Raw genomic sequence first — 21,853 nt, forward strand, 5'->3', positions numbered from 1 at the left:
GTCCCCTAATGCAGATTATGTTGAGAGCCGGTGCCCTCTTCATCCAAGAGCGCCCCGCGGCGGAACCGGTCCAGCCGGAAGCGCGCGGCGGGCTCGTGATGCCGGTCGGTGGCGATCAGATGGGCGAAGGAGAAGCCGGAGCCCGGCACCGCTTTGAACCCGCCATAACACCAGCCGCAATCGATATAGAGTCCGTCGATATGGGTCTTGTCGATGATCGGGGAGCCATCCGGGGTCATATCCATGATCCCGCCCCAACTCCGCAGCATCTTGGCTTTACCGATCATCGGCATCAGCGTCATACCCGCCTCCAGCACATGTTCGGCCATCGGCAGGTTCCCCCGCGCAGCGTAGGAGCTGTAGAAATCCAGATCGCCGCCAAAGACCAATCCGCCTTTGTCGGACTGGCTGATATAAAAATGGCCCATGCCATAGGTGACCACATTATCGATACAGGGTTTCAGGCCCTCGGTCACAAAGGCTTGCAGGATATGGCTTTCGATTGGCAGGCGCATGCCCGCCATGGCCGCGAGCTGGCCTGAGCGCCCGGCGACAACAATCCCGACCTTCTTGGCCTTGATCGCGCCGCGCGTCGTTTGAACGCCTGTGACGCGGCCATTGTCGATATCGATCCCGGTCACTTCGCATTGCTGGATCAGATCGACGCCCCGTTGATCTGCTCCTCTGGCATAACCCCAGGCCACGGCGTCATGGCGCGCGGTGCCGCCGCGCGGATGATAGAGCCCGCCATAGATCGGGAAGCGGGTCTGATCATAATCGAGATAGGGCAGCATCCGGCGGCAGTCCGCCTGGCTCAGCAGGATGGCGTCATCACCTTGGTTGATCATCGCATTGCCGCGGCGGACGAAGGCATCGCGCTGGCCGTCGGAATGGAACAGGTTGATGATCCCGCGCTGGCTGTGCATCGCGTTATAGTTCAACTCCTGCTCCATCCCTTCCCAGAGTTTCAGAGAATGGGAATAGAACTCGGAGTTGCCCGGCAGGAAGTAGTTGGCCCGCACGATGGTGGTGTTGCGCCCGACATTGCCGCCGCCGAGATAGCCCTTTTCCAGAACGGCAATGTTGCGAAGCCCGTGTTCTTTGGCGAGGTAGAAGGCGGTTGCGAGCCCATGACCGCCACCGCCGATGATCACGATATCATAGGCGGGTTTCGGATCGGGGTCGCGCCAGACGGGTTTCCACCCACGATTGCCTTTCAGGCCCTGGGCCAGAACCTGCAAGCCCGAATAGCGCATCACCGTCTCCCATCTGCCGACTGACACTCAATCGGGTCTTGAGAGACTATTCAAGGGGTCCGTCAGAAAGGAAAGCGCAGCGGCGACATTGGGTGGCATGCGGGCGACCTAAGTGCCGGTTGGTTCGGAATCTCCATCACCACTGGGCGTGCCTTCGCCATCCCCTTCTCCGAGATCACAACTCTGACCGCAATAGTCTGGTTCAATGCCGGGATTGAGGACGATCTGCGGACCGTTGCGCGGGGGTGTAAGTGTAAAATTGGTAAATTCCAGATCACTCAATCCGACGTTGAAGGCCGGTCGATAGGGTAGTGTGGTTTCCACGAGGATCACATGGTCGCCAAGCGCCATGATCGGAAGACGGTCCTCAATCGCAGGGATGTTCGCGTCAAAGAGCCGTGCCATGCCTCCGGTTGGAAATGACTGATCCACCCGATAGTCGCCTGCATGATTGCGGTAAATCTGTGTCACCCGCAGGTTGGTGCCTTCTGCCGTGTTGGTAATGGTTCGGAACAAATTGGCGAGCCCTTCGATGTCGCTCGAGTAGACGTCCTCTTGTTGACGTGACAGCACATCGGCGATCGCGTACGTCGCTTTGACTGAAGTATTGTAGGTCCGAAACGCGTCAAAAAACACAAAACTGCCTACAAAGAGCCAGAGCAGAATAGGCGTGATGATGACGGCCTCAAAAGCGACAGCGGCACGCGTGTCTCTTAGAAATCTGATGATTAGTGATCTCACATCCGCCTCCCTAGTCTGGCTCATTGACGTAGACAGTGCTGGAGACCATGTGCAGCCCGCCGGAATCATCGCGAGTGAGATTCAGACCAAAGCCGGAAATCGGTAATATGCGGTCTACAACTACACACGTCCGAACCAGCATTAAGTTTTCCAGGGCTTCGTCGTTTTCGCGCCCTTCCGAAACTTGGTTTTCGTCTGGCGCGACCATGTCATTGCGGTTAATGCAGAGCGCATTCCGCTCTGGCAGAATGTAATTGGTCTGACCGATAGCCCGGAGATCGAGCTGGAGTACATCCATGCAATTGGGAATCACCAATGCGTTGGCGCAGATATTCTGACGCACCGCAGTCGCAAAGGCATCAGGCTCATCTGGCGGGTTAACCAACTCCAGGCGCAATAGGCGCACTGTACTGTCCAGCGCGCGCTCCAGCATCACTTGTCGAGTCAGGATCATCCCGGTTTCAAACACCGCGATGAAGAGGAAGATAATGATCGGGAACACAATGACGAATTCCATTGTGGCCGTGGCCTGCTCTGACCTGGCAAACCGCCTGATATGTTCCGCTAGGTCTGGCATCAGACTCACTGTACTAGGCGCAAGCGATTGATCGCGCTGGCGATCGAGGCAAATGCGTCGCTGATCTCCAAACCTTCGACGTCGAAGTAATGCGAGGCCGATGATGCGCAATGCTGCATCACCCGCCGACCATTGTCAGGCGCTTCAAAAGCGATGGCGAAAACGATGATATCCTGTGCATGTGCGGCATCACAGATTGCGATCAGGTTCGCATCGGCGTCTCTTTGGCGCGCGTAGCGCTCGATAGAGCGATAGCGCACGATGTCGTAGTAATCCCAATCGTCAAGGGCCTGGCTGCCACGACCAAAGAAATCCCAAGCGAGCATGCGTGCCGTCCTGGAGTCCCAGAATTCTGGCCAGGCTATCGCCACAGATTCAAGTGAGTCATTGGGATCGTCGTCATATGGCTCGGTTGCGAAATAACCATTTCTACCATCATGGTTGCCATACGGGATCCAATACAGATCGCGATCCGGATAATACATGGACCAGCGATCATCTTCCTCGTGATAGTAGACGGTCGAGGGACCTCGTTTGAATGCTTGAACCACATCATATTGATTGGTATTTTCGCCATCTGTCTGTCATCAACACAACAACCTTCATTGTGTCTTCGTCAGCAGGCGTTTCTGGACCAGGATAGTTTAAGGGTCTGTCAGAAAAATCGTCATGGACGATGCCTTGAGCGGCTAGCTGCTGTGCTGCTGGCCGTGCGGCAGGGTCAAGAAGGCCGACGCCCCAGTTCATACCAAGATCGATCGCCGTCCAGCCGCCAGCACTCAAGCTGTTGATGTGGGCATGCATGGCCGATTCATCTTGCGACCATGGCATGATCGCCCCGAAGTCGTTCGTCTGGCAATGCGGGTCGAAAATGTAGTTCTCGTAATAGTTTTCGTCGCTATAGTAACGATTCCGGTTGTCATAGTCGAAATGCGCAAGGCGTTCGATTGGCTGATCGGGATGAATCGCGGTCGTGTTATAGTCATCCGCTGAGAAGCGGGTGCAGCTGGACTCGTTATGCTCATTGGAGAGTGTGAACACGCTCTCGATTGTCGAACCTGCATTGACCCGACCGTTATATGGGACGATTGAGATCGAAACATACATATCGTCCTCGACTGGATCATTGGCCTCCATCATCCTCGTAACAAAATCCCGCGCGGCTCTCTGCATGTTTGCGAGCTTGCCGTTGCGACCCATCGAACCCGAGATGTCTAGAACCATCGAGATTTCGACGTTGCCGATCCGCTCTTCCGCGATCCCGGAGGCTGGCGAGGTCAGCGCGCGCACACCGAACATATGCATGAAGGTCGACTGGATATCCATTTCGGCGCTCGCCGACACTGTCCGGGCATTCAGATTATCGTCGACGTCGACCGTCAGGCGATAGTTTTCAAGACCGGAAATTTCAAAGTAGTTTCGTACGACCGATTCAGGTTCGAGCGTGTTGCGCATAGACGCGGCGGCCAAAACAGCGCGGTCCAGCGTATACTGGAAGCTGCACGCGCTGCGTTTCGTATCGCATCACGTCGATGGCGATACCGCCAATTCCGATCATCAGCACAAACATCATCACACTAAAGATTGTGATGGTGCCGTCCTCATTGCGGGCGAATCCCGAAAGGCTCGCGCGGTTTTGCAGGGTCTGTTTGGTCCGAGCAGTCATGACCAGGCTCTCCACATCAATGGGTTGGAAATCACGCGGAAACGCAATCTCCCAGGCCGGGTCTGCTCCTTAACCAAGGCAGAAATGGGGCAAAGCGAGGGAGGAAACGGGGTGTTTTCATTAAGGAAACAAACGATTAACGCCCCTTTCGGCGAATCCAGACGAGGTTTTGCGGCTCGGTTTTGGGGATGTCGACTTGCTTTGCGGTGGCGCCTGTGGTCGGGTCGCTTTAAGGCCTGCACCGTGACAGGCCGCCCTGTCATGTGCCGAGGGAGGGAGATGCCATGACGACCGAACCGAGTTTCCGCCAGTCAGTGGATTTGATGTTCAACCGCGCCGTTGCGCTGATGGATTTGCCGCCGGGGTTGGAGGAAAAGATCCGCGTCTGCAACTCCACCTATGTGGTCCGGTTCGGCGTCCGTCTGCGCGGTGAGATTCAAACCTTCACCGGCTACCGCTCGGTGCATTCCGAGCATATGGAGCCGGTCAAGGGCGGTATCCGTTATGCGCCGAACGTCCACCAGGATGAGGTCGAGGCGCTGGCCTCGCTGATGACCTTCAAATGCGCCTTGGTTGAGGCGCCGTTTGGCGGATCGAAGGGGGGCTGTGCATCGACCCGCGCCATTACGAAGAACACGAAATGGAGCAGATCACGCGGCGCTTCGCATACGAGTTGATCAAACGTGACCTAATCAACCCGTCGCAGAACGTGCCGGCGCCAGACATGGGGACGGGCGAGAAAGAAATGGCCATCATGGCCGACCAATACGCCCGAATGAACACCACTGATATCAACGCCAAGGCCTGCGTCACCGGCAAGCCGCCGCATGCGGGCGGCATCCAGGGGCGCGTCGAGGCCACCGGGCGTGGCGTGCAGTACGCGCTGAAAGAGTTCTTCCGCCACCCCGAGGATGTGGCCGCCGCCGGGCTAGAGGGCAAGCTTGATGGGAAGCGGATCATCGTCCAAGGCCTTGGCAACGTTGGCTATCATGCGGCGTTGTTTCTTTCGAAGGAGGATGGCGCGAAAATCACCCATGTAATCGAGCGCGACGGAGCGCTGACTGATCCCAAAGGGCTAGATATCGCGCTTGTCCGGGATTGGATCGCCCATCATGGCGGCGTGCGGGGTTGTCCACACGGCACTTATATCGAAGAGGGCATCAAGGTGCTGGAGGAGGATTGCGATATCCTGATCCCCGCCGCTCTAGAAGGTGTCATCAACATGAATAACGCCGAGCGGATCAAAGCCCGGTTGATCATCGAGGCGGCGAACGGGCCGATTACGGCCGGGGCGGATGAGATTTTGCGCCATAAGGGCGTGGTGATCATCCCCGACCTTTATGCCAATGCGGGCGGTGTGACGGTCTCCTATTTTGAGTGGGTCAAAAACCTCAGCCATATCCGGTTTGGGCGGATGCAGCGGCGTCAAGAAGAGGCGCGCCACGAGTTGATCGTGAATGAGTTGGAACGCCTGTCGAAAGACACGGATCTTGGCTGGACGTTGAGCCCGCATTTCAAAGAGCAGTATCTGCGCGGAGCCGATGAGCTGGAATTGGTTCGATCCGGCCTCGATGACACGATGCGGACGGCCTATCAGTCGATGCGCGAGGTTTGGCACAGCCGCAACGATGTGACCGACCTGCGCACGGCAGGCTTCCTGGTCTCGATCGGTCGTGTGGCCGCGAGCTATAAGGCGAAAGGTCTCTAAATCAGCGCGGTCGAGATGCTCAGCTGTCTTGGTCGCGCTGCACGAGCAGCACGCGGATCAGATCGGCCACGGATTTCGACTGCGCCCGAGAGGTGACGCCACCGACCAGGATTGTGCGTTTGTAGCGCCACCAAAGGCCGGGTTTGTAGACGCCGCTGTCCGGCTCTTTCAGGCGAATTATGAAGCCGCTTGCCGGTTTGAAGGCGAAAAACCCGCGATCGACCGATGCGATATTGTCGATCCGTGCCAGTACGGTGCCATCGGCCTCGCGCAATTCGGCGCGTGTCAACTCCAGGGTGATGCTGCTGGCCTCCCACAGCTTCCACGAGAGGTAGAGCATGGCGGCACCAAGCACGATCAGAAAGACCAGCCAGCCGAGATCGGCGGGTGGGGTCGCCGCCGCGATGTAAAGCAACATCATCCCTAGCAGCCCCAAAATGCCCGTCGCGACATAGCGTCGAGCGGTTTTCGGTTCGATGGCTGCGATGACCTCGTCGTCCATAGCGTCTCTCCGTTGCGTCGCGCTGCCATAGCGGGTTCCGTCAGGATTGGCGAGGGGAGGGGCGGCTTTGCCCATTGGCACCGGCCCATATCCCTGCTCCGTTTCTCCCGTGCATCGCTGCACAGACCCCGTTCAGGGACTTGGAATTGTCGCATGACCGCGCCGCGATATATCTGCCGCAAGCTTTGAAAAGAGGAGAGGACCGATGTCCATCCGACCTGTCACAGAAACCCGCCGCGCCATGCCGACCATGGAGGGCGCCGGCGTTCATTTGCACCGTGCGTTCGGGTTCCAGGATCCGACCGAGTTGGACCCGTTCCTGCTGTTCGATGATTTCCGCAATGAGCGGCCCGAGGATTACCTGAAAGGCTTCCCATGGCACCCGCATCGTGGGATCGAGACGATCACCTATGTGTTGGCCGGATCGGTCGAACATGGCGATAGCTTGGGCAATACCGGCAAGCTCGGCGCGGGCGATGTTCAGTGGATGACCGCGGGGTCGGGCATCATGCACCAGGAAATGCCGCTCGGGAATGCCAAGGGGCAGATGCACGGGTTCCAGTTGTGGGGCAATCTACCCTCCAGCCTGAAAATGACCGCGCCGCGCTATCAAGATGTGCAGGGCAGTGAGATCCCAGAGGTGACCGATGATGACGGCACGGTTGTGCGCGTGATCGTCGGCGAGTTCTGGGGCAAAACCGGCCCAGTGGACGGCATCGCCGCCGATCCGCAATATCTGGATGTTTCAGTCCCGGCGGGCGTGAAGAAAACCTTCAAAATCGACACTTATCGCCGGGCTTTTGCCTATGTCTTTGAAGGCGCGGCGGCCTTTGCCGATGCCAGCCAGCCAACCGGTGTGTTGCTTGAGAAAGAGGTGATGGGCCAGGAGGTGAACATCCGCGATCTCTCTGGTGATCGGACGTTGATCCGCTTTGGCACCGGCGATGAGGTGACGGTTCAAGCCGGGCCAGACGGCGTGCGGTTTCTCTTGATCTCAGGCGCGCCGATTGACGAGCCCGTCGCCTGGCATGGGCCGATCGTGATGAACACCCAAGCCGAATTGCAGCAAGCGATGCGCGATTTGCAGAACGGGACGTTTATTCAGCCCGCGCATTGAGCCGTTGGCGTGGGGTCAGACGATCCCGCGCCAAACCAACACCGCGATAAACACAGCCAAGACGACGGCAATCCGAAAGCCGATCTCGCGCCAAGGATCGCCCGCGTCTGCGCCTGGCGCTTGCCCGGCTCAATGCTCCGCAATTGGGCTTTGAATGTCGCCAAAGCGTGTTCCGCCGGGGCCGGGTCAACCTTTTGCGCCAGTTTTGGATGCTCAAGCCGGCGCTCCAGTTCGAGCAGGTAATCTGCAGCTTGGCGCGCCTGCGCTGGCAAAAGGCGTCCGGCGTGGCGCACCGCTTTGGCAAAGCTGCGCGCGCGAATGCCGAGCCGCTCCGCGATCAGCGCCCGGCCTTCTTCCATCATGTCATGCAACCGATCCGGTGTCATCTGGCCCCCAATTGACGGGGCGCACCATAGAGCCGGTTTCGCGACGCTCAACCCCTCTGGTTGATCTGAGCGGCGGTCGTTAGAAGGGGCTATGCTTGCGATCTCTCATTTCGGCGATCCCAGTGATCTGCCCCCGATCCTCATTGCGCATGGGCTTTTTGGCTCGGCCCGAAACTGGAATGTGATTGCCAAACGGATGTCGGAAACGCGGCAGGTGATCAGCGTGGATATGCGCAATCATGGCCAGAGCCCTTGGGCGAATAGTCATGAATATGCCGACTTGGCTGCGGATTTGGCCGAGGTGATCGGCACGCTCGGCGGCCAGGCCGATATTGTCGGGCATTCCATGGGGGGCAAGGCGTCGATGGCTTTGGCGCTTCTGCATCCCGAACAGGTTCGGCGCCTCATCGTCGCGGATATTGCGCCGGTTCCCTATGGCCATACGCAAGTGCAGTTGATCCACGCGATGCGGGCGCTTGATCTCTCGAAGATCGAGACTCGGCGGGACGCAGATGAGGCTTTGCAAACGACGGTGCCCGAGGACGGCGTGCGGGCGTTTTTGCTGCAGTCGTTGGACGTCAAAGGCCGTGCTTGGCGTCTAAACCTCGATGTGTTGGAGACGTTTATGCCGAGAATCATCGGCTGGCCCGAGATTGCCGGGCAGTTCGATGGGCCGACATTATTCCTGTCCGGTGCGGCTTCGGATTACGTGCGGCCCGAGCATCGTGACCCGATCCGTGCCCTCTTCCCGGCGGCACGGTTTGCAAAAATACCCGGCGCAGGGCATTGGCTTCACGCTGACAAGCCTCGGGAGTTTGAGGCCACGGTTGGTGCGTATCTGAACGCGTAACCGTCGACCTGAAATTCGATTGCCTACTGGGCCCGAATCTTCTTCGCGGCGATCCAGGACACGGGCGCGGCGATGACAGCGCCGATTGCGGCGGCAGCGACGATCGGTTGCCAGCCATCCATCTGCATCGCCAGAACCGCGACCACGCCAGCACCGGCCAACGCTGTGCTGGCCATGGTAAACAACAAGAAAAACAAGCGCATATGTGTCGTCCATCTCCTTAGGGCGCGGTTCCTTCATTCGGAAGTATCGGCGCGGTCAATCAATGTCTTTGACTTGGATCAGATGGGCATGCGTCCTCGCGTGATAAAATGTAACAGATTTGTAACGGTTGCGCCTGGGAGGGGCTAAGCCAATGATTACACTTGACGATATCGAAGACATGACTTGCCTGAGTCGCGCGGAAATCGCGGCGGTTGCGGAGCATGAAGGGCTGCCCGATCTCAATGCGTCGGCACTGGCGGAACGGATGATGGGGCTGCATCACGGGCCGCAAAGGGTGCAGGAGATGATTTGCGACGACATCCGTCAGGCGTTGCATGCGGATGATCTGTCTCACGCGCGGGAGCTGTTTGTGGTGTTGAAACACTTCATTGCAGAGCATCCGGACGCCGCGCGCGGTGTGTCACAGCGCTGATACAGATCCGGTATAGTTGACCAAAACATCCGATTCATCTTCGGCAACCGGGTTCTGTGCGCGACCCGCGGCGGCCTCAATATCTAGATACAACGGGCCTATCATGAGGATTCCCCACACCAGGCCGCCATATATGGTTGATCTGCGGCAGCGGCCCGTGTATGGGGTGGGTACAGGTGCATAGACGCGGTACGCATTACTGACGCGGACGGGGCCTGACTGTTCATGGCAGTCAGGTCCCGTTTCGTTTCCAGGGTGCGGAAAAAGATGAAGGCGTCAGGTGCTCAGACGCGGTCCTCGCATTGGGCCGAAACCCTTTCCTGACGCCTTCGATGAACCATTCCCCCCAGGAGGGCGTTTGGCCCAGTTGCATTGGATCTTGCGATCCGCCGCTGGCCTGGTTCCAGCCCGAAAGCCGTTCCCATGACCCGCCGCGCCCGTCGCCCGAAAGCCCGGTCCCACGGCACCACATCCACACCCGAGGGTCCGTCTGTGGCTGTTGCGGTCCTGACCCGAAAGCCGATCCCACAACCCCATCGGTTTCCGCCCGAAAGCATCCCCCTTTGGATGCGCCTACAACCCTTGAAAGGCCTGTAATCGCGCGCTTTTTGCCCGAGTAACACTGGCTCCTCCACCGCCTTGCCCGAAGACCTCTTGGTGATCTCGCCCGCGTCCCCAATCCGGCACGTTTCGGTCCAAGCTCATGTCCTGTCCCGATCCGCTCCGGCTCCTCGAAGGGGCCGTCTGCGCCCCGCTTGGGGTTGCCCCCTTGCGGTAACAAAACATTCACAAACCAAACCGGGATCGCGCAAGTGTGAAGCAGTGCAGCATGGAAATATCTTGGGGATGAAATGGTGGGTAAGTCTGGGGGTGCGCTGGGGGCGGGGCGGAAAAACGGTTTGCGGCGGCAGGGTTGGGCGGGGCCGGGACGGGGTGTGGATGTGGGGTGCAGTTTCTGCGGGTGCGAAGGCGATTTTTGCCGGAATCGGCGGATATGGAACTGATACAGAAACGGTATGGATGTCATACATACGCGCGCGGGAATCGCCTTTCGGCGGTCGATTGCGCCATTTCACGCCCCAATCACGATGGAGAGACCTAACGCGGACGTGCGTTTCCGGCGCGCCGCCTGGCACCTAGCCTTGGCGTAAACAAACGGAGGATGGCCATGAGAGTCGCGTTCTGGGCCGCGATGGGGATCACGACGCTGGTGATGGTAGCGGGCGGCGTGGCGAAACTGACCGGGCATCCGCTGGCCCATAGCGTGTTTGCCGATCTCGGCACGCCGGGCTGGGTGGTCTATGCGGTTGGGGTCTGCGAGTTGGCGGGGGCAGCGGGGCTATGGCTGCGCCAGACCTCGGTCTGGGCGGCGCTGGGGATCGCGGGGATCATGCTGGGCGCGATCTATTACCACCTGTCCTTTCCACCGCTGCCAGCCGGCCTGCCTGCGCTGGTGGTGCTGCTCTCGGCGATTTTTATTGTGAACCGGGGTGGGGTGAGGCGCGGCTCCGGCGAAACTGCATAAGAGCTTTGTTGGAGCTCTCAGGTGGGGAAGGGTCGAGAACTGGTAACTCGCCTATTGTCAGCGAGATGGATAGCTCTCGTAAAGCAGGCTGGCAGCAGTCAGTTCTCTATTTGTTTCTTTTGCACTCGGGCAGCTGAACCGGTTTACAAAGCCTCGAGTAACTGACGTGTCGGACATATCGACCGAAGAAATCATGTACAACTAACGGTCGGTTGGCCTCTTGCTGCTGATATGGTAGGATTAGATTGGGAACCAACCAGATTTGATCAATGCGGCTATTTTTGTATCTTTTCTTCCTATCGCTCTTTTTGCTGATTGGGGCGTCGTTCTTGATCGAGTTCTATAGTGATATCGATTACTTTTCTAGCGCGGCTGTTTGGGCTATCGCGTCAATGTCACGGATCGTTGTGCAAGATGTTTCTTTGGTTGGGGAGTTCACACCGCCAATCGTAGCCGCAGCCATAGCAGCGTTGTCGCCGAGACCCGTTTCCCAAAAGATCGGAGCCGCTAGCATTTTGATATGCTTGTTCGGATACTCTGTCTATTTAGTTTTGGGCATTAGCTTGGTTGGAAACTCCCTGCCGTTTAGTGACGACCGAGATCTACGTAGCTGGTTTACTCCGGCATTGCACCAGCAAGTCTTTCCATTGTCTAATGGTGAATCGGACGCCGTGCCTTTGAATGATTTGTTTGATAGTCTGGAGCGCTTCTTTGAGAGCATTAGGTTGCTATATCTCATTACTGGTGCTGCGGTGCTTGGGTTTATGGTGAATGACGCAAGGAGCAAGAAATCTAATGAATAGACCAATGCTCTGCATGATAGTTCTTCTTGGGCTAAGCTGTTCTCTTCTCCCGACCTCAGCGACCTCTAATGCACTCATATTTAAGTCAAGTGGAATTGATGCGGATTTTCGCGTAATTGCAAGCTATGCTGGTCGGGAGGAGGAGCTGGCTCGTCAAGAAAGCGATCAGAGCACTTTCTACTACGAGTTCACTAATGATTCTCAAGATTTAAGTGGCGGCGTTAGATTCCTAATTAGATTTCCCCCAATACTCCCTCCTACTAACCCAGGATCAAGCTCTGTCGGCAATGATTTTTTGGACGTATATATACGCGTAGATTTTGATAATGGATTTCCAGAAGATGGCTATACTATTCTTGTAGACCAGCTTATTGACTGCGTGGGTAGGTGCGCCAGCAATCGAATTGGGCGCTATAATGCCTCATTGACATCTGAGGAGATAAGCCGTTTCTTTCTTCTCGGCCACTTGGCATTGCATTACCGCATGGTCTCCAAAAGCAGTGGCTCCAGGCCATATATAGAAACACTGATGAGGTGGATGTTGTCATCTTCGGACTTGCAGAGCGATCGCGGAATAAATTGGTGGCGGATTGACCCTCAGTTTGAGGGCCTTATGATTGATGCGTTTGGTGAAGATAGCGAGCGGGTCCAGATTCTAAGAGGGCACATGGAAAATCGTGACTAAAGGCCTCGTTTAGCTGACAGGAATCACCCATCCATCTTGAGCGCACTTATGAATGCACTCTGCGGGATCTCCACCTTCCCAAACTGGCGCATCTTCTTCTTACCCGCTTTCTGTTTGTCGAGCAATTTCCGCTTCCGCGTCGCGTCGCCGCCGTAGCATTTCGCGGTCACGTCTTTCCGCAGAGCCGAGAGCGTTTCGCGGGCGATGACTTTGCCGCCGATGGCCGCCTGGATCGGGATTTTGAACATGTGGCGGGGGATCAGCTCTTTCAGTTTCTCGCACATCGCCCGGCCCCGCATCTCGGCGCGGTCGCGGTGGACCATCATCGAGAGCGCGTCGACCGGTTCGTCATTCACCAGCACCTGCATTTTGACCAGCGCGTCCTCGCGGTAGCCGATCATCTGGTAGTCGAAGCTGGCATAGCCTTTGGTGACGGATTTCAGCCGGTCGTAGAAGTCGAACACCACCTCGTTCAGCGGCAGGTCATAGACCACCATCGCGCGGGTGCCGGCATAGGTGAGGTCCATCTGGATGCCGCGGCGGTCTTGGCAGAGTTTCAGGACATCGCCGAGGTATTCATCGGGGACCAGGATGGTGGCTTTGATCCGGGGTTCTTCCAGGTGGTCGACATGGGTCAGGTCGGGCATGTCGGCGGGGTTGTGCAGCTCCCGCATGGTGCCGTCGCGCATATAGATATGGTAGATCACCGAGGGCGCGGTGGTGATCAGGTCGATATCGTATTCGCGTTCGAGGCGGTCGCGGATGACTTCGAGGTGCAGCAGGCCGAGGAAGCCGCAGCGGAAGCCGAAGCCAAGGGCTGCGGAGGTTTCCATCTCGTGGGAGAAGGAGGCGTCGTTCAGCGCCAGTTTCTCGATCGCGTCGCGGAGGTCTTCGAATTGCGCGCTGTCGACGGGGAAGAGGCCGCAGAAAACGACGGGTTGCGAGGGTTTGAAGCCGGGGAGTGCGGTTTCCGCGCCTTTGCGCTCATGGGTGATGGTGTCGCCCACGCGGGTGTCGCGGACCTGTTTGATCGACGCGGTGAGGAAGCCGATTTCGCCCGGGCCGAGTTCGGCGATGTCTTCCATTTTCGGGCGGAACACGCCGAGTCGGTCAACCGGGTAGGTGCCGCCGGTGCCCATCATTTTGATCCGATCGCCTTTCTTGATCACCCCGTCGATGACGCGGATCAGGACGACGACGCCGAGATAGGGGTCGTAATAGCTGTCGACCAGCATGGCTTTGAGCGGGGCGTCGCGGTCGCCGTTGGGGGAGGGGAGGCGGGTGACGATGGCCTCAAGCACGTCGGGGATGCCCAGGCCGGTTTTGGCGGAGATTTCGACGGCGTCATGGGCTTCGATGCCGATGACGTCTTCGATTTGCGCGCGGACCCGGTCGGGCTCGGCGGCGGGCAGGTCGACTTTGTTGAGGACCGGCACGATCTCGTGGTCGGCATCGATGGCCTGGTAGACATTGGCCAGCGTCTGTGCCTCGACGCCTTGGGAGGCGTCCACGACCAGGAGGGAGCCTTCGACGGCCTGCATCGAGCGGGAGACCTCATAGGCGAAATCCACATGGCCGGGCGTATCGATCAGGTTGAGGATATAGGTCTCGCCATCCTGGGCGGGGTATTCGATGCGGACGGTGTTGGCCTTGATGGTGATCCCGCGCTCACGCTCGATATCCATGCTGTCGAGGAGCTGCTCCTGCATATCCCGCGCGGCCACGGTGCCGGTCAGCTGGATCAGCCGGTCGGCCAGGGTGGATTTGCCGTGGTCGATATGCGCCACGATGGAGAAATTGCGGATGCGGGAGAGGTCGGTCATGGACGGCCCTTGGGTGCGTGTTTCAAGGGGATGTAGCCGAGAGCCGGGGTGGAGGGAAGGGGGGAGAGCGGTGGGGCGGGCGAAGGACCGATGAAAGCGCCCGTGGCGCATTCAAGCCGCGCACGGACGTGGCGAAGGGCGGGAAACGGTCGTTCGCTGCGTTAACCCCGTTTTCAGCTATGCGCAGAAACCGGACTTTGCAACGTTCGATGACCGGCCCAAAGCCGACCTCTAACTCCGCCGGTAGGCGCTGCAACGCGGCACTTCAAACCCATCGTTTGCTGTGACCTGCTCCCCTGAATAGTCCTCGATTTGAGGTTAGCCTGTTCTCCAATTGAGGAGACAGACGATGAAGAGAAGCCGGTTCAGCGAAACACAGACCATTGGCATTCTGAAGGAAAACCAGGCGGACATGAACATGCCGGACCTATGCCGTAAGCACGGGATCAGCGACGCGACCTTCTACAACTAGCGGCGCAGGTATGGCGGCATGGCGTGAAGACTACAATCACCATCGCCCACATTCGAGCCTCGACGGGCTCACCTCGCGGGAGTATCACCAACGGTCAGAAGAGGACTAAACCTTGCACAGAGCCAACTAATAAACGTGGACTCAAAGGGGAGCAGGTCAGCGATCTCACCTCCCAGAACAAGGACCAGTACAACTCTATTGAACCTCGTTTTGATCGAAAGGAATTGGAATGAGCGAGAATGAAGAAAAACAAATGCACCTAGATATTTGGGCAAAAGTCGTCGACACCCAAATGCACTTTAACGAGATGCAAGTGAAATCACGCCAGCTTGGCTTAACCTTTGTCGCCGCAGCACTTGGCGTTGCTATTGTATTGCTCAGCAATGGCAACGACTTTTCATTTACCCTTGCCAGTCTTCGGCCACGAAGTTCGCATACATGTGGCCGTCCTACTAGTACTCGGTGCTTGGCTGGCACTGGAAGCCGTCAAGCAGTTAGATCTCAAGGTCTACCATCGCATGCTACGTGGAGCGGTTACCTTCGGCATGGACTTCGAAGAGAACTACATGAAGCGTATCTTCGATCTCGAGCAGGGCATGACACAGTCAATCTCACATTTCAGTCGATACGAAGACGCCTCCGTCGAAATCGGGGAAGATGGACGGTACGAGTATCAAGGGACAACCAAGGTCACGGCGCATGATAAAATAAGACAGTTCTATAGGAACACTAGGCACTTTCTGTGGCTTGCGGCCTTTCTGCTCTTTGTCTTCACAAATCTGTCATCATCCTTTGATCCAGAAGACGAGATATCTTTGGATATCACAGCTCAAACTTCCACGACAGACCCTGTGGATACTCTTGATAACGAAGCAACTCCAAACAACTGATTCAAATGACAAAACTTGTGATCTGCGATCTTGACAATACTCTATACGACTGGGTTGGGTATTTTGTACCGTCGTTCTACGCAATGGTAGAGAAGGCAGTCGCGATCCTAGAATGCGACCGTGAGGAGTTGTTAGACGACCTTCGGTGCGTTCACCAACTCCATCACGATAGCGAGCACCCTTTCGCGCTGTTGGAAACCAACATCGTCAAAATGCGGTTTCCAAATGCAACCCGGCGCGAGCTTGCCAGGGTTTTTGATGACGCATTCCACGCCTTCAACATTGAAAGGAAGAGAAGCCTTCGTCTGTATGATGGCGTACAAGAGGGGCTGGATAGTCTTAGAAAGCGCCAAGCCACCGTCGTTGCCCACACCGAGGGCAAACTATACTCCGTTCTTGATCGGCTTCGCCGCCTCGATCTGCTGGATTACTTCTCTCGAGTATACTGCCGAGAACGCACCTTAAGCTCACATGTAAAAGCTGAAGTTGGAAACAGGTGGTTGGATAGTTTTCCGATGCAAAAGGTTGTCGAACTTTCGCAGCATCAACGCAAACCAAACCCTGAGGTACTAGCTGAAATTTGCGCGAACGAGCAAGCGAGGCCAGAACAGTGTTTATACATTGGTGATAGCATTGCGCGGGACGTAATGATGGCGAAGAACACTGGAGTTTGCGCAGCATGGGCAAAATATGGCACGCAGCACTCGGAGGAGGACTACGCAGCCCTTGTCAGAGTAAGTCACTGGACCTCCGAGGATGTGGAAAGGGAGATCAAGCTTAAGGAACAGGCTGCCGGAGTTGCCCCAGACATAATCTTGGAAAACTCATTTTCCGAGGTCCTTCAGAAAATCGAGAGAAAGAACTGACGTCAGAAGCGCGCTGGGGCAAAATCCTGTTCTTACAGTTCTGGTTCAAGCGTAATCCCCCCAAGAAATGGTCCATTCTACGGCTCGCCCTCTTCCTGCAGAGAGCCCTCGAAAGAGATTGTTTCGAACTCGTTCATGCATGAACGCCCGCCATCGCAATGCCCCAACGACGCTCTGGAAAGCGCAGCGAACGACCGCTTTCCACACGGCCTACAAAACAGCCATGTCCGCATTGGGCTGACAGCGGGCACCCGCTGCATGAGGTATGGATAACCATTCTGGGCCGAACGCGGGGCGCGCGCCTGCTCGTCTTGGCGGTCTGTCCCGTGTGGACCTTGTGGACACGGACTGGCGGCCCCAAATCGTGCCGCACTAGCGCTTTTGCTCACCCCTCCGCCGGTGTCACAGCTCGTTGATAGAGATGCCAGGTGGTGTGGCCCAGGATCGGGAGGGTGACGATCAGGCCCAGGAACGCTGGAACCAGCGACACCAGCATGGTGACCGAGATGATTGCGGCCCAGGTGAGCATGACCACCGGGTTTTCCGTGACGACACGGATGGAGGTGAGCATGGCGGACACGAAATCGATGTCCTCCCGATCAAGCAGCATCGGCATGGCGACGACGGTCACCGTGAACAGAACGGCGGACAAGAACGCGCCGGCGACGGTGCCGATGGCCAGGAAGGTCCATCCCTGGGGCGTAAAGAGGACTGCGGTCAAAAACCCGTCAAGATCCGAGAAGGAGGCATCCTGCAGGATGATCGCCAGCCAAAGCCGAACCTGGTACATCCACACCCAGAAGACGAACAGGGTGACAAAGGCCATCCAACCCATCTCGCGTTTGCGTTGCCGGGCCATGACGGTGAGGATCTCTGACCAGCCGAAGCTCTCGGCCTTCTGCAACCGGCGGGACATCTCATAAAGCCCGGCGGCGGCGAAGGGGGCCACCAGCGGAAAGGCAACGACAGCGGGAATGGTCATCCAGATCATGTCGAGCCAGATCAGGGTCCAGACGAACAGGATGCCGAACATGGCGTAGAACAGGCCGAAAAAGCCGCTCATGACGGGGCGAGCCAGAAAGTCGGAAACCCCGGCCTTCAGCGACGCGGTGATATCCCGCGCAGTTATCTTGTTGACCTTGGGCAGGGCCCGCGGCTGCGGTGTGACGTTGTCCGGAGGTGTGGACCCTGCGGTCTTGGATGTCATGACATACTCCTCCCAAAGTATGAATCCGCATTGTTCCGTTTGCCAACAGAGCAGCGGAAACAGCCATGCCGTCCCAGGGTGGAAGTCTGCATCAGGTGGGGCACAAGGGCAAGGCGGGAGTTGGGCGGCTAAATCCGCGAAGCCGTTGTTTTGCCGTTATGCGACCCTGCGCGTCTGTCCCGCTGGGGTCAGGTCGCGCCTAGATCGGCTCACGCGCCGCCGAGTTATCTGACCGACGCTTTGTGCGGTCGGCGGGTCATTTGGCGCATCAAGCCACCGGCACCCCCTCCCGCGCCACCATTTGCCTCAGCGAGAAGCTCGACCGGGTGGCGCGGATGCCGGGGACGTTCATCAGGCTGTGTTCGAGGAATTGATCGAAGGCCGTGAGGTCCGGGGCGACGACCTTCAGGAGGATATCGCGGGTGCCGGTCATCAGGTGGCACTCCACGACCTCGTCAAACCGAGCCACGGCACGTTCGAAGGCGCGGATCGTGTCCTGGCTTTGGCGGTCCAACTCGACAAAGACAAATACCGTCAGGGGGTAGCCCAGTTTGGTCTGATCCACGCGGGCGGTGTAGCCGGTGATAATGCCCTCAGCTTCCATCCGGGCGATCCGGCGGGCGCAGGGGGTCGGTGTGAGGCCTACACGCTCGGCCAGGTCGATGATCGGGATTCGGCCGTCTTCTTGCAATGTGGTGAGAATTCGTTTGTCGATGGCGTCCATGGCTGGAAATCTCCAAGGAATGGTCATCTTTTGGGGATAATCGCTAAAACCGGTGCATGCAAAGCTTATCTTTACCGACTATCCCTAATCTGGTCACGCTAGGCTTGGGGCAAAGAGGAGGTCCCCCATGAACGTCACAGCTATTGCCGCGCCCACCCATGAAGAGGTGATCCGGGTTGAAGACCGCGCAAGCGGGTTGATCGGGTTTATCGCCATTCATTCGACGGAGCTTGGGCCCGCGGCAGGTGGGCTGCGGATGCGGCACTATCCCAGTGAGGCGGCGGCGCTGGAGGATGTGCTGCGGCTGTCGCGCGGGATGACGTTCAAGAATGCGGCCGCCGATCTGCCGTTAGGCGGGGGTAAGGCGGTGATCATGGGCGATCCGAAAGCTAAGACGGCGGCGCAGCTTCGGGCCTTTGCGCGGGCGATCGATGGGCTTTCCGGGCGTTATTGGACGGCGGAAGATATGGGGATGAGCCCGGCGGATATGGCCGTGATGGCGGCGGTGACGCCTTATGTGGCGGGGCTGCCGGATGGCAATTTTGCCAGTGGCGACCCCTCGCCGATCACTGCGCGGGGGATTTTCAATGCGATCCGGATCACCGCGAAACATCGCTTTGGCAGCCCGGTTTTGGCGGGCCGTCACGTGGCGGTCCAAGGGTTGGGTCATGTTGGTTGGCATCTGTGCAAGCTGCTCCGGGCGGCGGGGGCGGATCTGACCGTGGCCGATATCGATGCCGCGCGCGTCGCCTGGGCGGCGCAGAGTTTTGGTGCGGCGACGGTGGCACCTGACGAGATTTTGGCGGTGGAGGCGGATGTTCTGGCGCCTTGCGCGATTGGCGGCGTGCTGAATGCCGAAACGATCCCGGCGCTCCGGGTGCAGGCCGTGGCGGGGGGCGCGAATAACCAACTGGCCACTGAGGCGGATGGCGCGGCGCTGCATCAGCGCGGCATCCTGTATGCGCCGGATTATGTGGCCAATGCCGGGGGCATCATCAACGTGGCGACGGAGATTCTGCGGATCGAAGACCGGGAGGGGTTTGTCAGCGAGAAGCTTACGGCACTGGACGCGACGCTGGAGGCGATTTTCATCCGCGCGGCAGACCGCGCTGTGGGGCCAGATCGTGTGGCCGATGAGACCGTTGCCAGCAAGATGCAGAGGCCCCGGGCGGCATGACGCGCGTCACGTGCCTGTCAGTTGAAAAATCATCCGTCTTGAGGCATTCTTGCGGGCAATGAGGCGGGCATCAGACCCGCGATTTGCGTGCAAGAATGAGGCTTCGAGATGAAGAAATTCGCCCTTTTGGCCGTGGCGCTGATGATGGCCACCGCCCCCATCGCCCCCCGGTTTCCGCCAATGTGATCGAACGCGCCTGTAATCAGTCGGATCGCCGCGCCGCCAATCGGCAGCTTTGCGACTGTATCGGCACGGTGGCGGATATGACGCTCAACCGGTCGGATCAGCGCCAAGCGGCGCGGTTCTTCTCGGACCCGCAGCGGGCGCAGGACATGCGGACATCGGACCGCGCCAGCGATGAGGCGTTTTGGACCCGCTACCGCTCTTTCGGGGACACGGCGGAGGCGATGTGCGGCTGAGCCGCCCAGGCTTTCGCGCCGATCTCGATCAGATCCAGGGTCTCGTTAAAATCCCGCGTGTAATACGGGTCGGGCACGTCCTCGGGCGTGTCTGGCGAAAGGCTCAGATAAAGGGCCAATTGCGCGTGTGAACCGGCTGGGCGCATGGTGTCGAGATCGCGCAGATTCTTGCGGTCCATCGCCAGAATCAGATCGAAGGCGTTGAAATCATCGGGGCCGATCTGCCGGGCCCGTTGATCCGAAAGGCCGTATCCGCGTTTCAAAGCGGCTGCGATCATCGGGCCATAGGGCGGATCACCGATATGCCAATTGCTGGTCCCCGCGCTGTCGATCTCGATCCCAGGCAGGGTGCTGGCCAGGACGGCTTGGCCTGTCGGGGACCGGCAGATATTTCCCAGGCATACACATAAGATACGGGTGGTCATCGGCCACTCCTTTCGGGCAGGTTTGCCATGAAAGGGGCGCAGATGGAACGGATTGTCATTCTGACCGGTGCGGGGGTCTCGGCCGAGAGTGGTCTTGGCACGTTTCGCGACAAGGACGGGCTTTGGACGAAATATGACTTGGCCGAGGTCGCGACGCCCGAAGGGTTCGCTCGAAATCCGGCGCTGGTGCATGATTTCTACAACGCAAGGCGGGCCAATGCGCTGGATGCGGCGCCAAATGCGGCCCATGAGGCGCTGGCGCGGCTGGAGCGGGATTGGCCGGGCGAGGTGTTGCTGGTCACTCAGAATGTGGACGACCTGCATGAACGCGCCGGATCAAACCGGGTGATCCATATGCATGGCACCTTGACCGGCGCGCTTTGTGCGGCTTGTGGGCACCGGTGGCCAGCGCTGCGCGCGATGGTGCCGGAGGATGCCTGCCCATCCTGCGCCAAACCCGCCACGCGGCCCGATATCGTCTGGTTCGGTGAGATGCCGTATCAGATGGAGGCGATTTACGAAGCGGTGTCCGTGGCGGATCTGTTTGTGTCGATTGGCACCTCGGGCGAGGTCTATCCCGCCGCCGGGCTGGTTGAGGAAGCGCGGATCGCGGGCGCGGAAACGGTGGAGATCAATCTGGAACCAACCCGCAGGCCGGGCCTGTTCGATCAGGTCTTCGCCGGGGCGGCCAGCACGGAGGTGCCTGCCTGGGTCGCGGCGGTGTTGCGGGGCTGAGCCCTGGCCTTGTAGGTGCGGCGCGCCATCGAAGATGGACCATATGGCACGCCGCTATTCGACCGCTTCTCACAATGGCAGGGACAGAGCCACAGCGGCCGAAATCCCAACCGGATCAGCCGTCGGTGCCGTGGCTCATCGTGCCATGATCCATGTTCCCATGGTCCATGCTGCCATGATCCTGGCGTTCCAGGTCGATCGGGATCATCATCGTCACCGGATCGGCATGTTCAAAGGTGATCGTGACTTCGATCTCTTCGCCATGCACAAACGGGGCTGTCAGGCCCAGGAACATGATGTGATCGCCGCCACGGGCGAGCATATGCGTTTCCCCAGCGGCAATCGCAAAGCCATCTTCGACCTCGACCATGCGCATCACGCCATTGCCGTCTTCGATATGCGTGTGTAGCTCGACACGCTGAGCGGCGTCGGATGTGGCGGAGACGACCCGGTCATCCATATCGCTATGGTTGGTGATCGCCATAAAGGCCGCGCCGGTCTGCGCCACGGCGCTGGCCGAGCGGGCATAGGCGTCTTCGACGATCATATGGGCCTGAACAGTGCCGGGAAGGGTGAGGCCAAGGGTGATGGCGGCGGCAAGCGCCAGCGGTTTGATGGACATGAGATGTCCCTCCATGCGTGCAAATTTCGAAAACTGGGTT

Annotated in this window: 26 protein-coding genes and 2 pseudogenes; 14 read left to right on the top strand and 14 right to left on the bottom strand. The window is 58.4% G+C overall.

Annotation, left to right across the window (positions count from 1 at the left end; genetic code table 11):
- Window positions 1-5: 5 nt before the first annotated feature.
- From QTA57_RS08565 to QTA57_RS08590, 6 genes are all read right to left on the bottom strand, one after another.
- On the bottom strand, window positions 6-1,256 hold the full coding sequence (locus QTA57_RS08565; RefSeq protein ID WP_290154544.1) for a sarcosine oxidase subunit beta family protein: 1,251 nt from the start codon (window positions 1,254-1,256) through the stop codon (window positions 6-8).
- Window positions 1,257-1,364: 108 nt separating this feature from the next.
- Window positions 1,365-1,997, bottom strand: coding sequence for a TadE/TadG family type IV pilus assembly protein (locus QTA57_RS08570; RefSeq protein WP_290154545.1), 633 nt, complete (start codon window positions 1,995-1,997; stop codon window positions 1,365-1,367).
- A 10-nt stretch (window positions 1,998-2,007) separates the two neighbouring features.
- Window positions 2,008-2,514 carry a TadE/TadG family type IV pilus assembly protein gene (locus QTA57_RS08575; RefSeq protein ID WP_290154547.1) on the bottom strand — a complete coding sequence of 169 codons (507 nt, stop codon included), beginning with the start codon at window positions 2,512-2,514 and terminating at the stop codon, window positions 2,008-2,010.
- A 65-nt stretch (window positions 2,515-2,579) separates the two neighbouring features.
- The gene (locus QTA57_RS08580; protein ID WP_290154549.1) at window positions 2,580-3,059 is read right to left on the bottom strand and encodes a hypothetical protein; all 480 of its coding nucleotides are present in this window, start codon (window positions 3,057-3,059) and stop codon (window positions 2,580-2,582) included.
- Window positions 3,060-3,126: 67 nt separating this feature from the next.
- Window positions 3,127-4,029, bottom strand: a complete 903-nt coding sequence (locus QTA57_RS08585) for a hypothetical protein (protein ID WP_290154552.1) — start codon at window positions 4,027-4,029, stop codon at window positions 3,127-3,129.
- Window positions 4,007-4,240: a TadE/TadG family type IV pilus assembly protein gene (locus QTA57_RS08590; protein WP_290154553.1), complete on the bottom strand. Its 234-nt coding sequence runs from the start codon at window positions 4,238-4,240 to the stop codon at window positions 4,007-4,009. Before QTA57_RS08590 ends, QTA57_RS08585 begins: the two co-directional genes overlap by 23 nt.
- Window positions 4,241-4,524: 284 nt before the next feature.
- Between QTA57_RS08590 and QTA57_RS08595 the strand changes: the two are divergent.
- Window positions 4,525-5,948: pseudogene (locus QTA57_RS08595) on the top strand (Glu/Leu/Phe/Val family dehydrogenase).
- 19 nt (window positions 5,949-5,967) lie between these two features.
- Here QTA57_RS08595 and QTA57_RS08600 read toward each other — a convergent pair.
- Window positions 5,968-6,450 carry a hypothetical protein gene (locus tag QTA57_RS08600; protein ID WP_145215670.1) on the bottom strand — a complete coding sequence of 161 codons (483 nt, stop codon included), beginning with the start codon at window positions 6,448-6,450 and terminating at the stop codon, window positions 5,968-5,970.
- Between the two features lie 205 nt (window positions 6,451-6,655).
- Between QTA57_RS08600 and QTA57_RS08605 the strand changes: the two genes are divergently transcribed.
- Window positions 6,656-7,567: a pirin family protein gene (locus QTA57_RS08605; RefSeq protein ID WP_171561181.1), complete on the top strand. Its 912-nt coding sequence runs from the start codon at window positions 6,656-6,658 to the stop codon at window positions 7,565-7,567.
- On the opposite strand, the gene QTA57_RS08610 is transcribed toward QTA57_RS08605, so the two are convergent.
- Complete coding sequence (locus tag QTA57_RS08610; RefSeq protein ID WP_290154556.1) at window positions 7,552-7,953, bottom strand: hypothetical protein; 402 nt, start codon at window positions 7,951-7,953, stop codon at window positions 7,552-7,554. The genes QTA57_RS08605 and QTA57_RS08610 overlap by 16 nt on opposite strands.
- Window positions 7,954-8,044: 91 nt before the next feature.
- On the opposite strand from QTA57_RS08610, the gene QTA57_RS08615 reads away from it, so the two are divergent.
- Window positions 8,045-8,803 (top strand): alpha/beta fold hydrolase, encoded by a 759-nt coding sequence (locus QTA57_RS08615; protein WP_290154557.1) that lies wholly within the window; start codon window positions 8,045-8,047, stop codon window positions 8,801-8,803.
- A gap of 23 nt (window positions 8,804-8,826) precedes the next feature.
- On the opposite strand, the gene QTA57_RS08620 is transcribed toward QTA57_RS08615, so the two are convergent.
- Complete coding sequence (locus QTA57_RS08620) at window positions 8,827-9,006, bottom strand: CTP synthetase (protein ID WP_145215680.1); 180 nt, start codon at window positions 9,004-9,006, stop codon at window positions 8,827-8,829.
- A 152-nt stretch (window positions 9,007-9,158) separates the two neighbouring features.
- Here QTA57_RS08620 and QTA57_RS08625 point away from each other — a divergent pair, with 152 nt between their 5' ends.
- The 4 genes from QTA57_RS08625 to QTA57_RS08640 all read left to right on the top strand — a co-directional run bounded on the left by QTA57_RS08625 (window position 9,159) and on the right by QTA57_RS08640 (window position 12,453).
- A complete protein-coding gene (locus tag QTA57_RS08625) occupies window positions 9,159-9,440 on the top strand; it encodes a hypothetical protein (RefSeq protein ID WP_145215683.1) in 282 nt (93 codons plus the stop codon).
- A gap of 1,168 nt (window positions 9,441-10,608) precedes the next feature.
- Window positions 10,609-10,965, top strand: coding sequence for a DoxX family protein (locus QTA57_RS08630; RefSeq protein ID WP_290154559.1), 357 nt, complete (start codon window positions 10,609-10,611; stop codon window positions 10,963-10,965).
- A gap of 329 nt (window positions 10,966-11,294) precedes the next feature.
- Window positions 11,295-11,768 carry a hypothetical protein gene (locus QTA57_RS08635; RefSeq protein ID WP_290154562.1) on the top strand — a complete coding sequence of 158 codons (474 nt, stop codon included), beginning with the start codon at window positions 11,295-11,297 and terminating at the stop codon, window positions 11,766-11,768.
- A gap of 13 nt (window positions 11,769-11,781) precedes the next feature.
- The gene (locus tag QTA57_RS08640) at window positions 11,782-12,453 is read left to right on the top strand and encodes a hypothetical protein (protein WP_290154563.1); all 672 of its coding nucleotides are present in this window, start codon (window positions 11,782-11,784) and stop codon (window positions 12,451-12,453) included.
- 23 nt (window positions 12,454-12,476) lie between these two features.
- Here QTA57_RS08640 and lepA read toward each other — a convergent pair whose 3' ends face one another.
- Window positions 12,477-14,276 (bottom strand): translation elongation factor 4, encoded by a 1,800-nt coding sequence (lepA, locus tag QTA57_RS08645; protein WP_290154564.1) that lies wholly within the window; start codon window positions 14,274-14,276, stop codon window positions 12,477-12,479.
- Window positions 14,277-14,625: 349 nt separating this feature from the next.
- On the opposite strand from lepA, the pseudogene QTA57_RS08650 reads away from it, so the two are divergent.
- The 4 genes and pseudogenes from QTA57_RS08650 to QTA57_RS08660 all read left to right on the top strand — a co-directional run.
- Window positions 14,626-14,745, top strand: a pseudogene (locus QTA57_RS08650) (transposase); the annotation flags it as partial.
- Window positions 14,746-14,758: 13 nt separating this feature from the next.
- Entirely contained in the window at window positions 14,759-14,857 is a 99-nt protein-coding gene (locus tag QTA57_RS18590; protein WP_407933506.1) for an integrase core domain-containing protein, read from the top strand.
- Between the two features lie 274 nt (window positions 14,858-15,131).
- On the top strand, window positions 15,132-15,638 hold the full coding sequence (locus QTA57_RS08655; RefSeq protein WP_290154565.1) for a hypothetical protein: 507 nt from the start codon (window positions 15,132-15,134) through the stop codon (window positions 15,636-15,638).
- A 5-nt stretch (window positions 15,639-15,643) separates the two neighbouring features.
- Window positions 15,644-16,504 carry an HAD family hydrolase gene (locus QTA57_RS08660; RefSeq protein WP_290154567.1) on the top strand — a complete coding sequence of 287 codons (861 nt, stop codon included), beginning with the start codon at window positions 15,644-15,646 and terminating at the stop codon, window positions 16,502-16,504.
- A gap of 385 nt (window positions 16,505-16,889) precedes the next feature.
- Here the strand turns inward: QTA57_RS08660 and QTA57_RS08665 are convergent, their stop codons facing one another.
- Both QTA57_RS08665 and QTA57_RS08670 read right to left on the bottom strand, forming a co-directional pair.
- Entirely contained in the window at window positions 16,890-17,711 is an 822-nt protein-coding gene (locus QTA57_RS08665) for a DUF2189 domain-containing protein (RefSeq protein ID WP_290154568.1), read from the bottom strand.
- Between the two features lie 268 nt (window positions 17,712-17,979).
- Window positions 17,980-18,435: an Lrp/AsnC family transcriptional regulator gene (locus tag QTA57_RS08670; protein WP_290154570.1), complete on the bottom strand. Its 456-nt coding sequence runs from the start codon at window positions 18,433-18,435 to the stop codon at window positions 17,980-17,982.
- A gap of 127 nt (window positions 18,436-18,562) precedes the next feature.
- Between QTA57_RS08670 and QTA57_RS08675 the strand changes: the two genes are divergently transcribed.
- Window positions 18,563-19,612 carry a Glu/Leu/Phe/Val family dehydrogenase gene (locus tag QTA57_RS08675; protein WP_290154572.1) on the top strand — a complete coding sequence of 350 codons (1,050 nt, stop codon included), beginning with the start codon at window positions 18,563-18,565 and terminating at the stop codon, window positions 19,610-19,612.
- A 95-nt stretch (window positions 19,613-19,707) separates the two neighbouring features.
- On the top strand, window positions 19,708-20,031 hold the full coding sequence (locus QTA57_RS08680; RefSeq protein ID WP_290154573.1) for a hypothetical protein: 324 nt from the start codon (window positions 19,708-19,710) through the stop codon (window positions 20,029-20,031).
- Here QTA57_RS08680 and QTA57_RS08685 read toward each other — a convergent pair.
- A complete protein-coding gene (locus tag QTA57_RS08685; protein ID WP_290154574.1) occupies window positions 19,989-20,456 on the bottom strand; it encodes a low molecular weight protein-tyrosine-phosphatase in 468 nt (155 codons plus the stop codon). The two genes, QTA57_RS08680 and QTA57_RS08685, sit on opposite strands and share 43 nt — an antisense overlap.
- A gap of 42 nt (window positions 20,457-20,498) precedes the next feature.
- On the opposite strand from QTA57_RS08685, the gene QTA57_RS08690 reads away from it, so the two are divergent.
- Window positions 20,499-21,191, top strand: a complete 693-nt coding sequence (locus QTA57_RS08690; RefSeq protein WP_290154576.1) for an NAD-dependent deacylase — start codon at window positions 20,499-20,501, stop codon at window positions 21,189-21,191.
- Window positions 21,192-21,306: 115 nt separating this feature from the next.
- On the opposite strand, the gene QTA57_RS08695 is transcribed toward QTA57_RS08690, so the two are convergent.
- The gene (locus QTA57_RS08695) at window positions 21,307-21,813 is read right to left on the bottom strand and encodes a copper chaperone PCu(A)C (protein ID WP_290154577.1); all 507 of its coding nucleotides are present in this window, start codon (window positions 21,811-21,813) and stop codon (window positions 21,307-21,309) included.
- Between the last annotated feature and the right edge of the window lie 40 nt (window positions 21,814-21,853).

Source organism: Fontisubflavum oceani, from assembly GCF_030407165.1.
Classification (GTDB): Bacteria; Pseudomonadota; Alphaproteobacteria; order Rhodobacterales; family Rhodobacteraceae; genus Rhodophyticola; species Rhodophyticola oceani.